Below are 12,498 nucleotides of genomic sequence, written 5' to 3'. Positions count from 1 at the left end.
GGGATGGCGCAGGCTAGGGGGTTTATCGATGAAGCCGATGTCACGGCGTCGAGCGCTCCAGACGATGGGGCTGGCCGGACTGGGGGTCGTCGGGCTGACCGGATGTCGTTTCGTCGGTGAGACTCAGACCGTCACCTCAGGGCAAGCACCCATCGAAATGTGGACCCATGACCCCGGATACGCCGAATTCTTCACTCAGGCTGCGGCAGACGAAGAACTCGTAGGGGGCAGTCCATGGGACTTTGACGTTAATGTCACCTCCGTCTCTGCAGATGGGGTCGTGACCCGGCTCATTACCCAGGCCGTCGCTCGCCGACCACTGCCGGATATGGCGGGCCTGGAAATCGACCAGTTCGCCCGTATGCTGCGCTCCGGAATCGCCGAGAATCTCCTGGTCGACCTCACCTCGCTAGCTGACCAGCACGGGGAGAACCTCCTCCGCACAGAAGCCTACTCATCCGAGGGACGTGTCTTCGCAATCGAATCCGACAACTGCATCTCCGTCATGTGGTACCGGCAGGACCTCTTCGAGGAGCTAGGCATCCCAGAGGATGTCGAGACCTGGGAAGAGATGTTGGAAATCGGCGCAGAGGTCGCTGCCGACGGTGGCTATGCCATTGGCATGGTTTCGAACAGCGGCACCGCAGTGGTGCAGTCCTTCGGGCAGATGCTGCTGCAGCGCGGCGGCTCCTTCTACGACGCCGAAGGGCAGCTCTCCGTGGTGTCTGAGGAAGCCGTGGACGCTCTGGAGATGATGGCCGAAGGGGTGCGCAGTGGCGCCTTCCTCTCCATGGGCGATCCCTACGGGGGTGCCACCGCCGCCGCATTAGGGGACGACCGGCTCATCGCCATCGTCATGCCCAACTGGTACGAGGCCTACGGTCTCCAGGCCAATGTGCCTGAACAAGAGGGACTATGGCGGGCCAGGACCATTCCTCGATTTTCTGGGGGCGGGCATATCGCCTCCACCATCGGTGGGACAGCCTTCGGCGTGGTCGCCGATCAGCCCCTGTCCGACGCCGCCGTTGACTTCCTCGACCGCACGTACCTCAGTCCCGAAGGGCAACTCGCGCGCTACCACGCCGGCGGGTACCTCCCTACCTTGGTGGACCTTTACCAGACCAATGAGTTCCTCAGCATTGAATCGGAATTTCTCGGTGGGCAACGAATCTTCGAGGTCTATGGACCCGCAGCGGAGGATTTACCGCCCTATTACCAGTCGGAGAATTCACCGCAGATGCGCGAGGCATTCGCCGGTCCCCTGCTGAATGCGATCCACGGCAACGTCGCCCCTGAAGACGCTCTACAGGCCGCAGCGGACAGCTACCACAGGCAGGTGGACGAATGACCTCCAGGACCAGATGGACACCGTATGTCTTCATCTCACCGTTTTTCATCCTGTTCTTCGTCTTCATGATCGTGCCTGTCGGGGCCGGGGCTTATCTGAGCCTTACGGAGTGGGCCGGGCTCGGGACACCGGAGTTCATCGGGTTGGACAACTACCGGCGGCTCATGGATGACCCGGTCTTCGGGATCTCACTGTTCAATACCGGCTTCTACACCCTCTGTGCGCTGCTGATCGTTTTCCCCGCGGCCCTACTCATGGCGGTGGCACTCAACGCCCGCGGCCTGAAACTGCGGGACTTCTTCCGAATGATCTACTTCATGCCGGTGGTGCTCTCTCCGATCATCATCGCCCTGATTTTCGGCCTCATCTTCGACGGCGAATACGGGCTATTCAACGCGATTCTCCAGGCGCTGTTTGGGTACGCGGGCATCAACTGGCTGACTGACCCGCTGTGGGCGCGAGTCGTCGTCGTCATCCTTGTGCTGTGGCGCTGGACCGGGTTCTTAACGATCTTCTTTCTGGCTGGACTGCAGGGAATCCCGCGAGAGCTTTACGAATCGGCCGAGATCGACGGCGCAGGACCGCTCCGGCGCTTCTTCTCGGTGACGATGCCACAACTGCGTCCGGTGACTGCCTTCATTGCGGTGACGATGCTGTTCAACACCGCTCAAATCTTTGAAGAACCCTTCCTGCTGACTGAAGGTGGCCCGGGCCAGTCCACAGTGTCCATTGCGATGTTCATTTACCGTGCGGGCTTCGAACAGCAGGAACTGGGCTACGCCGCCGCTGCCGGCGTCATGATGTTCATCATCGTTTTCGTCCTGGGGCTGGCCGCGGCCCGGGTCTTCGGAGTGGGGAGGTCCAACCAGTGAGTCAATCCACAACGCAGCCTGAGACACGGCGGCAACGCAGGGGTAGGTCACGGCAGCGGGCGATCAAACCTGGATCCAATCCGCTCGGGCGCAGCCTGCTTTACGTGGTCCTGGCCGGGTTGGTGGTGGTGTATGTCGGGCCAATGCTGTGGGCGGTGTCCTCCTCGTTCAAAGTGCGCGGTGACATCTTTTCTTTCCCGCCGCAGCTCATTCCGGACCCGGTCACCTTGGAGAACTACGCCACTCTCCTAGAGACTCAGCCATTCTGGCGCTGGATGATCATGAGTTCCTCGGTGGCGCTCATCGCCACTATTGCCACCGTCTTCTTCTGCTCCTTGGCGGGATTTGGATTCGCGAAGTACGACTTCAAAGGGAAGAACGTCCTCTTCTACACGATGTTCTCCTCAATGGCTTTGCCCTTCGCGGTAATTTTGGTGCCGCTGTTCGTCCTCGTGTCGATCATGGGGCTGTCTCATCCGTTCATCGCCCTCATCGTTCCTTGGGTGGCGCCGGCCTTCGGTATCTTCATGATGCGGCAGTACACCGAGCAGTCGGTGCCCTCCGAACTACTGGATGCGGCACGCATTGATGGGTGCGGGGAATTCAAGATCTTTCTGTCGATCGTGTTCCCACTGCTGAAACCGGCCGTGGGGGCTCTGGGGGTGTGGAGCTTCCTCAACAGCTATAACAACCTGTTGTGGCCGCTGGTCATTGTGGCTGAACCGCAGTTCTACACGATGCCGCTGGGGTTGCAGACGCTCTTCGCCGCCGAGGGTCGACAGTATGATTTGGTGATGGCCGGGGCGGTTTTGGCGACTGTTCCCGCCCTCATCGTCTTCTTCCTGCTACGTAAGCACATGGTCTCCGGGCTGACAGCTGGCGCTGTGAAGTCTTAGTCAGGCTTAGTCAGGGCCCTGGAGTGCAACCCAGGCGGAGAAAGTGTCTGCGGTGTGTAGTGTGACGTTCTCCTGACGACGGAAACTGCTGGGACTGAGGCCATGGACTGAGCGGAACTGGCGGGAAAAGTAGAGCGGATCCTGATAGCCCACGAGTCGACTGATCGCACTGACGGAGAGTTCCGTGGTCAGCAGTAGTTCGCTTGCGCGAGCCATGCGGAGGCGTTTTACGTACTCGACGACGCCGCATCCGGTGGCTTGCCGGAAAAGCGCAGCGAAGTGGGATCGGGAGACTCCTGCCATGGATGCCAGTTCCGAGACCACGACCGGGTGGTGGAAATGAGTGCGTAGATGGGATAAGACCAGACGTACCGGCTCGTGACGATCCGGTGGCCCAGCTTCATGGTCGGCAGCCAACTGGGCGAGCACATGTGCTGCCGTACCGCTTGCCCGCATCAGCGAGGGAGTAGTGTCGTCTACTTCGAGCGTGCTCATCAGGTCTTCCATAAGCGCCTGAATCGAGACCGGGTCGTGCATGTCAACGACTACAGCGCGGCGTTCCCTCGGGGAAAAAGCGGTCTCAAAGTGCTCTAAGTCGTCTCCGCTAACGTGCATCCACGCAATGCTCCACGGGTCATCTCGGCTCGCCCCATAGCTGTGCGGAAGGTGCGAGGGAATCACCAGTGCCTGGCCTGCCCGGACCACCACGCGTTCTTGTGAGACCTGACACCATCCCCGGCCCGCTGCGCACACCATGACCACCGCAGTCGGGGTGCCGTGAGGGCGGCGTCGTCCGTGGTCCCGGGCGCGAGGGAACCATCCAACATCGGTCACCAGAAGGTTTCTGGTGATTGGCCTGCTCGTAGCGGCATTGATGACGTGCTCGGGAAGAATCCGGAGCCGTTCACCGGGAAATCCGTCATCGCGGGTGCTCATCGCTTCACAGTAACCGCCGGACGGGAGTATTCATCGAAATATCCATGTCAAGGCATCACATGATCCCTTCCGTCCGGTCTCATCATATTCTACCGTCACAAAAGACCACCATCTAATCCATGTTGTAGATCACATACTGCTTTTCTCCTGGGTTTATCCGGGAGACATCTGAGAGAGGATTCCTACTATCTCGTTGAAGACTCTGCTTTCTGCTGAATACTGCCTTGATCTGGCCGGGCATTGGCGCTGCCGGCTTGACCCCGAGTCCGTCGGAGAGCTGGAGCAGTGGTTCCGGGCTCCGCTGGCCGATGACGTCGTCGAGGTCTCCCTGCCGGGCTCGCTGCAGCATCAGGGGATCGGGGATCAGATCACCCTCGAGACGCCCTGGACCGGCGGCATCGTGGACCGGTCCTTCTTTACCGAGGAGCGTTACGCCCCCTACCGCGAACCGGGGAAGATCAGCGTCCCCTTCTGGCTGCAGCCCGAGGTCTATTACCAGGGCGCGGCCTGGTTCCAGCGGGAGATCGAGGTCCCCCAGAGCTGGGACGGACGCGAGGTCCTGCTCAGCCTGGAGCGCGTGCACTGGGAGTCCACGGTCTGGATCGACGAGCACCGCGTGGGCGCGGAGCGGAGCCTGAGCACCGCCCACCGACATGTCCTGGGCCGGCTCGCCCCCGGCTGCCACCGCCTCACCATCCGCGTGGACAACCGCGCCGTCGTCGACGTCGGGCCCAATGCCCACAGCGTCTCCGACCACACGCAGGGCAACTGGAACGGCATCATCGGCGAGCTCAGCCTCACCGCCGTGCCCGCGGCGCGCCTCTCGCGGGTGCGGGTCTTCCCCGATCTCGCACGGTCCTCCGCCCTGGTGAAGGTGGACATCAACACCGAGACGCCCGGCGTCCAGAAGGGCCAGGTGCGGGTCTCCGCCCGCCGCCGGGACCTCGAGGGCGCTCCGACGATCGGGCCGGTGTGTGCTCCCTTCACCGTGGACTACGGGCGCGACCTCGCGGAGCGTGGCCTGACCGCAGGCGGGGAGCATCTCGACATCGAGCTGCCCCTCGGCCCCGAGGCCGCCACCTGGGACGAGTTCCGCCCGGCCCTCTATGACCTCGACGTCGAACTCGTCGCCGAGACCCACGGCGTCGAGCACCGCGACTGGAGCAGCACGGTCTTCGGACTGCGCGAGGTCGGCGTCGAGGGCACTCAGGTGACCGTCAACGGCCGGCGGACCTTCATCCGCGGGACGTTGGAGTCCTGCGTCTTCCCCCTGACCGGCTATCCGCCCACCGACGTCGGGCCTTGGCGCGAGATCATGGAGACCGCACGCACCGCAGGGCTGAACCTGCTGCGGTTCCACTCCTGGTGTCCGCCCGAGGCGGCCTTCCTCGCCGCCGATGAGACCGGCATGTACCTCCAGGTCGAAGGACCCATCTGGGCCAACCAGGGCGCCGCCGTCGGCGAGGGCCGGCCGGTGGACGGGTTCCTGCACGAGGAGACCCGCAGGATCCTGCGGGACTACGGCAACCACCCCTGTTTCCTCATGATGGCCCACGGCAACGAGCCCGGCGGCCGGGACGCCGAGTTTCTCAGCGCCTGGGTGGAGGGATGGCGCCGAGAAGATCCGCGGAGGCTGTACACCACCGGCGCCGGCTGGCCCGCCGTGGAGCAGAACGACTTCGACAACATCCCCCAGCCGCGGGCCCACCGGTGGGGAGAGGGCCTGGACTCCAGGCTCAATGCCGCCGCCCCCGAGACCCTGACCGACTACGGCGAGTGGGTGGCTTCGCGGCCTCGGCCGATCATCAGCCACGAGATCGGCCAGTGGTGCGCGTACCCGGACCTCGCGGAACGCTCGAAGTACACCGGGCTGATGCGCCCGAAGAACTTCGACATCTTCGCCGACTTCCTCGAACAGGCCGGTATGGCCGACCAGGCCCAGGACTTCCTGCGAAGCTCCGGGGAGCTGCAGGCGCTCTGCTACAAGGAGGACATCGAGACCGCCCTGCGCACGGAGGGCTTCGGCGGGTTCCACCTGCTCGGGATCACCGACTTCCCCGGCCAGGGCACCGCACTGGTGGGCGTGCTCAACGCCTTCTGGGAGTCCAAGGGCTACTGCACGCCCGAGGAGTTCTCCCGGTTCTGCGGACCCACCGTGCCCCTGGCCAGGCTGCCGCGGCGGATCTTCCGGCAGGGTGAGTCCCTGGTCTTCGAGGCGCAGATCGCACACTTCGGCCCCACGCCCCTGCAGGCAGACCTCACCTGGAGCCTGCGCACCCCGCAGGGGGAGGCCCGTGCCGAAGGGCCGGTGGCCCGAGGGATCGCCGTGCCCATCGGCAACGGCACCCGCTGGGGCCCTGTGGCGGTCCCGCTGGAGTCCTTCGAGGACCCGGAGCAGCTGAGCCTGGTGCTCACCCTCGAGTCCGACGACGGCGCCCGGTATGAGAACGACTGGCCCCTGTGGGTCTACCCGGAGGAGTCCGCCGGGACACATGCCGCGCCTTCCGCGGAGGAGGTCCATGTGACCTCAGAGCTCGACGAGGCGGTGCGCCGCGCCGAGAGCGGCGGGCGGGTCCTGCTGGAGCTGCCCCCCGAAGCGGTGCAGAACGACGTCGCCCTGGGCTTCACCCCGGCCTTCTGGAACACCGCGTGGACCGGCGGACAGGCGCCCCACACCCTGGGGCTGCTGCACGATCCCGCGCACCCGCTCTTCGGCGAGTTCCCCACCCGGGGCTCCACCGACTGGCAGTGGTGGGAGCTGCTCCACGGGGCCACGGCGATGCGCCTGGAGGGCCTTCCGCAGTCCCTGCGGCCCCTCGTGCAGCCCATTGACACCTGGTTCGAGGCCCGCAGGCTCGGCGCGCTCTTCGAGGCGAGGATCGGTGCCGGACGTCTGGTGGTGACCTCGCTGAACATCGCCCCCGGCCAGGGACGGCTGGCCGCGCAGCAGTTCCGCCGCAGCTTGCTGGCCTATATGGCCGGCCCGCAGTTCGATCCGCAGACCACCCTCGACGCCGACCAGCTGGCCAGCGTCCTGGGCTGAATCCGAACGCTTCAGGTCCGAGGACCAGGGCCTAGAAGTCTGACCAAAAATAAATCCTAAAATAGGTTGACACAGTAGGTGACCCGGGTCACACTGATGCTGTCAGTGGGCGAGCCGGGAACCCCCGGAGCCCCGGGTAGGGACAGGGAGGGCCGATGGCGGCCTCTCCCCGAGGAGGAATCATGAATCACTCGCAGACAACGATGTCGCGCCGGAACCTTCTGCTCGGCGGCGGCGCACTCGGCCTGACAGGAATCCTGGCCGGATGCGTCGGAGGCGGCAGCGGCGGCGGATCGCAGAACGGCGGAGGAGGCGGTGGCGGAGGGATCACCTTCCAGAACTCCATCCAGGACACCAACCCTCGCGCAGCGCTGGAGCACCTGGTCAGCGAATACGACGACGGCGACGTCACGATGAACTCGGTGGCCACCGAGCAGTTCCGGGCGCAGCTGACCAACTACCTGCGCTCGAACAACCCGCCGGACGTGATGACCTGGTACGCGGGCTCGGTCGCCCGCAACTACGCCCGTGAGGGGCTGCTGCTGGACGTCTCCTCGCTCTGGGAGGGCGACGGTGCCTGTGCGAACTTCTCGGACGCGCTGCGCAGCCTCTCCAGCGACGACGACGGCAACCAGATCTTCGTGCCCACCCAGTACTACTGGTGGTCGGTCTTCTACAAGAAGTCCGCCTTTGAGGAGTGGGGCGTGGAGCCGCCGAGCACCTGGGACGAGTTCCATGCGCTCTGCGAGAACCTCAGCGGTCAGGGGGTCATCCCGCTGGCCAACGGCATCGGCCCCACCCCGTGGATGGCCTCGGGCTGGTTCGACTATCTCAACCTGCGGATCAACGGCCCGGAGTACCACCGGGAGCTGCTGGCCGGGGAGCACTCCTTCACAGACCAGGAGGTGGTCGACGTGATGGAGGAGTACGAGCGTCTCATCCCGCACTTCGACCCCAACATGACCTCCTACGACAACCAGGAGGCGGTCACCCCGATGGCCAACAACGAGGCGGCCATGTACCTCGTGGGCGCCTTCGTCACCCAGTACTTCCCCGAGGACCAGCGCGACGACCTGGACTTCTTCTCGGTGCCGGTCATCAACGACTCGGTGCCCACCGCCGAAGAGGCTCCCACCGACGGATACTTCGCCGCGGCCAGGGGGGACAACCACGAGGAGACCCTGGCCTTCCTGAACTACATGGCCTCCCCGGAGAGCCAGGAGACCTTCATCGAGATGGCCGACAGCTCCAACCTGCCGACCTCGCCCGACGTCGACACCTCCGACTTCAGCCCGCTCGTGCAGAAGGGCATCGAGCTGCTGGAGGAGACCGAGGAGATCACCCAGTTCTTCAACAGGGACGGATCCGACGCGCTGCAGGCCACGGCCGACGACGCGCTGACCCGGTTCCTGGCCGAGCCTGAGTCGCTGACCCAGATCCTGGAGGACTGGCAGCGCGCCGCTGAAGGGACGTTCGACTGATGGCGGTGGAAGCACCCTCCCGCACCGAGGAGCCCCGGACCGCCTCCCCGCCGGCCCCGCAGCGGGCCCCCGGGTTCGGCGCCCGGATCCTCTCGCGACTGCGCCGGGTCCCGCTGCTGATCTGGCTGTTCCTGTTGGTCCCGGTGGTCTTCGAGGTCTTCTGGGTCTTCTGGCCGGCGCTGAATTCCTTCTCCCTCTCGGTGACCCGGTGGGACGGCATCACCCCCGCCGAGCCCGTCGGGATCCAGAACTTCGTCGACCTCTGGGCCGATCCGATCTTCCGGACCGCCCTGGAGAACAACGTCATCTGGATCATCGGGTTCGGAGGGCTCTCGGTGGTGATCGGCCTGGCGCTCGCCGTGGCGCTGAACAGGCCGGGGCCCATGGTCGGGCTGTACCGCAGCGCGATCTTCCTGCCGATGGTGGTCTCCCTGGCGGTCACCGGTCTGTTCTGGCGGGTGATGTACGCCCCCGACGGTCCGATCAACGCCTCCCTGGGGCTCGTGGGGCTGGAGTCGTGGCAGCGGCAGTGGCTGGCCGATCCGGACCTGGCGCTCTACGCGGTGCTCATCGCCGCGGTCTGGCGGCAGGTCGGCTACATCATGGTCCTCTACCTGGCCGGGCTGAAGAGCTGCGACGAGTCGCTGGAGGAGGCCGCCGCCGTCGACGGCGCCAACGCGTGGACGCGGTTCTGGCGGATCGTGATGCCTCAGCTCAAAGGGGTGCACACCGTGGTCTTCGCGGTCACCGTGATCGACTCGCTGCGCACCTTCGACATCGTCTGGGCGATGACCCGCGGCGGCCCGTACAACGAGACCCAGCTGCTGAGCACCTACATGTTCCAGCAGGCCTTCACCACCGGAAACCTGGGCTACGCCTCGGCGATCTCCGTGGTGATCTTCGCCCTGGCCATCGGCTTCATCATCACCTACCTGGTCCGCCAGTCCCGCAACGAGGACTGAGGAGGAGAGCTCACCATGACATCAACGACGACAACGACGACGTCGTCGCCCCCCACGGCCCGCGCGCGGCAGGTGCGCAGGCGGCGTCGTCCGGCGCGCTCGCCCTGGCTGCACGTGGCGATGGTCCCTATCTCGCTGCTGTGGATCAGCCCCATCGTCTTCGTCGGGTTCGTCTCCATCCGTTCCTTCGACGACATCGCCACCCGCGGCATCGGTGCGCTGCCGGCCTCGATCTCCTTCGAGGGGTTCGTGACCGCGTTCGAGGGCGGCGGGCTGTGGAGGGCGCTGGGCAACAGCATCGTGGTGACCGCCGGGGGAGTCTTCCTCTCGCTGGCGCTCTCCGCGGTGGCGGCCTATGCGCTCAGCCGCTTCCAGATCCCGCTGCGCAAGACCATCCTGCTGACGATGCTCGCCGGGAACCTGCTTCCCCCGCAGATCCTGCTGGTGCCGGTCTCGGCGATCACCGACAGCCTGGGGATCTACGACACCCTGTTCGCCCTGACCATCGTGCAGGTCGGATTCGGCATCGGCTTCTACACCTTCGTGCTCTACGGGTTCATGCGGAACCTGCCCGACGAGGTCTTCGAGGCCGCCCGCATCGATGGTGCCGGAGCGGGCAAGATCTTCTGGGCCATCGTGCTGCCGCTGTCCCGGCCCTCGATGGCCGCGCTGGGCGCACTGTCGACCACCTGGATCTTCAACGACCTGATCTGGGCGATGACGGTGCTGCGGACCGAGGACAAGTTCCCGATCACCGCCCAGCTGCTGAACATGATGGGCGGGTTCGGCAGCTCCTGGAACGTGATCGCCGCCGGTGCGCTGGTCGCAGCGATCCCCACCGCCGTGGTGTTCTTCATCTTCCAGAAGCAGTTCGTCTCCGGGCTGCTCGTCGGGACGGACAAATGAGCGGCCAGGACATCGAGCAGCACGGCCTTGAGGCATGGCGGCTGGCCACCCGCTCCGGGGAGTATGTGGTGGGCCTCGCGCCCGAGCGCAGGGGTCTGGTGCTGCTGCATTGGGGGGAGGCGGGACAGGCCGCCGGCGAGGCGCGGCTGCCCCGCCGCAGCACCTCCTTCGAGGACCCTCTGGACCTCCTGCCCCTGGAGGCCACCGCCCTGGGCACGCGCTCGGTGCACAGCGCCGAGCTCGTGGTCCGCAGAGCCGACGGGCTGCGTGGGGCCCGTCTCGAGCTCGACGGCGAGGTCGTCCTCGACGAAGGTCATCTGATCTGCCCGCTGGCCGACCCCCTCATAGGTCTGCAGGTCGAGCTGCACCTCCGCACCCGGCCCCAGCACGAGGTCGTGGAGAAGTGGACGGTGCTGCGCAACACCGGCGAGACCGATCTGGAGCTGCTGCGCGCCTGGGGCGGGGCCTTCGAGGTGCCCGGCGGCCAGGGGGCGACGGTGGACCTGCTCCACGGGGCCTGGTCCCGGGAGTACGGACAGGCACAGGTGCAGCTGGGCGCCGGCACGCTGAGCATCGGCAGCCGGCAGGGCATCACCTCGCACACCTACGCCCCGGTCATGACGGTGCGCGGCGGCCGGGACCCGCAGCTCGCCCATTCGGCGGCGCTGGGGTGGAGCGGCTCCTGGCGGATGAGCGCCGATGCGCCGCCGTTCACCGGCCGGATACGCATCGCAGGAGGGCCCGACGACGAGTCCGGCGTGCTCACCCTGGGCCCCGGGGAATCGCTGAGCACCCCGGTGCTGGCCGGTCTCCAGGTCCGCGGAGACGCCGACGCGGTGGCCCAGGAGTGGCACCGCTATCAGCGCAGTCTGAGCCGTAGCACCGGTCCCGAGCATCGTCCGGTGGTCTGCAACTCCTGGTACGCCACCGGCTTCGACGTGGAGGTGGACCACCAGCTGCGGCTGGCCCAGGCCGCCGCCGACATCGGCGCAGAGGTCTTCGTGGTCGACGACGGGTGGTTCCGAGGCAGGACCTCGGACCGGGCCGGACTGGGCGACTGGGAGGTGGACTCCCAGAAGTTCCCGCGAGGCCTGGAGGAGCTGATCCACGGAGTGCAGGCACGCGGGATGCGGTTCGGCCTCTGGGTGGAGCCGGAGGCGGTCAACCCGGACAGCGACCTGTACCGCGCCCACCCCGAGTGGGTCCATCAGGTCCGAGGCCGGCCCCTGCGCACCCTGCGGAACCAGTACATGCTGGACCTGGGCCGCCCGGAGGTCGAGGACTGGGCGACGGACATGCTGCGCGGCCTCCTCTCCCGGTACGACATCACCTATCTGAAGTGGGACATGAACCGTTCCATCGAGGACGGCGGGCAGTCGGCCCCTGGCGGGGACGACTGGTCCTGGCGGCACACCCGGGCCTACTACCGGATCCTGGAGATGATCCGCCGGGAGTTCCCTCAGGTGACCGTGGAAGGATGTGCCGGAGGTGGAGGCAGGATCGATCACGAGGTGCTCGCCCGCACCGATGTGGTCTGGCCCAGCGACGAGACGGGACCGCGGGACAGGCTTGCCGTGCAGCACGGCTTCCTGGGCGCCTTCCCCAGCTGGGTGATGAGCTCCTGGGTGACCGACGAGCCCGATGTGCTCGACCGGGATCCCGCGAGCCTGGAGTTCCGGTTCGCCGTGGCGATGGCCGGGGTGCTCGGCATCGGGGCGGACCTGCTGGGCTGGGACGAGGCTGCCCTGGGCAGGGCACGTGAGCTCGTGGAGCTCTACAAGCAGGCCCGCGCCACGGTCTTCGAGGGGACCGTGCACCGCCACGGCGACCCCGCCGGGGAGTTCTGCGCGGTGCAGTACACCGGTGAGGAGGCGGTCTTCGTCCTGGCCTACAGGCGGCCCGGCGGGCCCGAGCCGGTGGAGCTCCCCCTGAAGGGGGAGGCCGGCCGGAGCATGCCGCCGGTGCCGATCCGATGGCGGTGGGGGGACTGTGACGCCGTCCTGCTGCCGCGGAGCGCATAAATCATTAAATAGGCCTACAGTGGAGCAGGTCCT

General features: G+C 66.1%; 9 protein-coding genes. 8 read left to right on the top strand and 1 reads right to left on the bottom strand.

The window, feature by feature from the left end:
• Positions 1-37: 37 nt before the first annotated feature.
• The 3 genes from H578_RS0107145 (at position 38) to H578_RS0107135 (ending at position 3,116) form a co-directional block, all read left to right on the top strand.
• Positions 38-1,348: an ABC transporter substrate-binding protein gene (locus tag H578_RS0107145; protein WP_169558508.1), complete on the top strand. Its 1,311-nt coding sequence runs from the start codon at positions 38-40 to the stop codon at positions 1,346-1,348.
• The gene (locus H578_RS13970; protein ID WP_022873009.1) at positions 1,345-2,220 is read left to right on the top strand and encodes a carbohydrate ABC transporter permease; all 876 of its coding nucleotides are present in this window, start codon (positions 1,345-1,347) and stop codon (positions 2,218-2,220) included. The genes H578_RS0107145 and H578_RS13970 overlap by 4 nt, the downstream gene beginning before the upstream one ends.
• A gap of 104 nt (positions 2,221-2,324) precedes the next feature.
• A complete protein-coding gene (locus H578_RS0107135) occupies positions 2,325-3,116 on the top strand; it encodes a carbohydrate ABC transporter permease (protein ID WP_245554946.1) in 792 nt (263 codons plus the stop codon).
• 6 nt (positions 3,117-3,122) lie between these two features.
• On the opposite strand, the gene H578_RS13965 is transcribed toward H578_RS0107135, so the two are convergent.
• Positions 3,123-4,052 (bottom strand): AraC family transcriptional regulator, encoded by a 930-nt coding sequence (locus H578_RS13965; protein WP_022873007.1) that lies wholly within the window; start codon positions 4,050-4,052, stop codon positions 3,123-3,125.
• A gap of 193 nt (positions 4,053-4,245) precedes the next feature.
• Here H578_RS13965 and H578_RS0107125 point away from each other — a divergent pair, with 193 nt between their 5' ends.
• From H578_RS0107125 to H578_RS15245, 5 genes are all read left to right on the top strand, one after another.
• Complete coding sequence (locus H578_RS0107125) at positions 4,246-7,095, top strand: glycoside hydrolase family 2 protein (RefSeq protein WP_022873006.1); 2,850 nt, start codon at positions 4,246-4,248, stop codon at positions 7,093-7,095.
• A gap of 182 nt (positions 7,096-7,277) precedes the next feature.
• On the top strand, positions 7,278-8,576 hold the full coding sequence (locus H578_RS0107120; protein ID WP_028464035.1) for an ABC transporter substrate-binding protein: 1,299 nt from the start codon (positions 7,278-7,280) through the stop codon (positions 8,574-8,576).
• A complete protein-coding gene (locus H578_RS0107115; protein WP_022873004.1) occupies positions 8,576-9,538 on the top strand; it encodes a carbohydrate ABC transporter permease in 963 nt (320 codons plus the stop codon). Before H578_RS0107120 ends, H578_RS0107115 begins: the two co-directional genes overlap by 1 nt.
• Positions 9,539-9,553: 15 nt before the next feature.
• A complete protein-coding gene (locus H578_RS0107110; RefSeq protein ID WP_084710049.1) occupies positions 9,554-10,444 on the top strand; it encodes a carbohydrate ABC transporter permease in 891 nt (296 codons plus the stop codon).
• Positions 10,441-12,465 carry an alpha-galactosidase gene (locus H578_RS15245; RefSeq protein WP_022873002.1) on the top strand — a complete coding sequence of 675 codons (2,025 nt, stop codon included), beginning with the start codon at positions 10,441-10,443 and terminating at the stop codon, positions 12,463-12,465. The genes H578_RS0107110 and H578_RS15245 overlap by 4 nt, the downstream gene beginning before the upstream one ends.
• Positions 12,466-12,498 lie beyond the last annotated feature (33 nt).

Origin of the sequence: Nesterenkonia alba DSM 19423 (assembly GCF_000421745.1) — a bacterium.
Taxonomy (GTDB): domain Bacteria; phylum Actinomycetota; class Actinomycetes; order Actinomycetales; family Micrococcaceae; genus Nesterenkonia; species Nesterenkonia alba.
The sequence above is the reverse complement of the archived record's forward strand: the minus strand, read 5'-3'. Positions and strand labels throughout refer to the sequence as shown.

Bases quoted from the DNA above. Each gene is read 5' to 3' on its own strand.
- H578_RS0107145 (WP_169558508.1), top strand. From the start codon at position 38: ATGTCACGGCGTCGAGCGCTCCAGACGATGGGGCTGGCCGGACTGGGG.
- H578_RS13970 (WP_022873009.1), top strand. From the start codon at position 1,345: ATGACCTCCAGGACCAGATGGACACCGTATGTCTTCATCTCACCGTTT.
- H578_RS13965 (WP_022873007.1), bottom strand. From the start codon at position 4,052: ATGAGCACCCGCGATGACGGATTTCCCGGTGAACGGCTCCGGATTCTT.
- H578_RS0107120 (WP_028464035.1), top strand. From the start codon at position 7,278: ATGAATCACTCGCAGACAACGATGTCGCGCCGGAACCTTCTGCTCGGC.
- H578_RS0107115 (WP_022873004.1), top strand. From the start codon at position 8,576: ATGGCGGTGGAAGCACCCTCCCGCACCGAGGAGCCCCGGACCGCCTCC.
- H578_RS0107110 (WP_084710049.1), top strand. From the start codon at position 9,554: ATGACATCAACGACGACAACGACGACGTCGTCGCCCCCCACGGCCCGC.
- H578_RS15245 (WP_022873002.1), top strand. From the start codon at position 10,441: ATGAGCGGCCAGGACATCGAGCAGCACGGCCTTGAGGCATGGCGGCTG.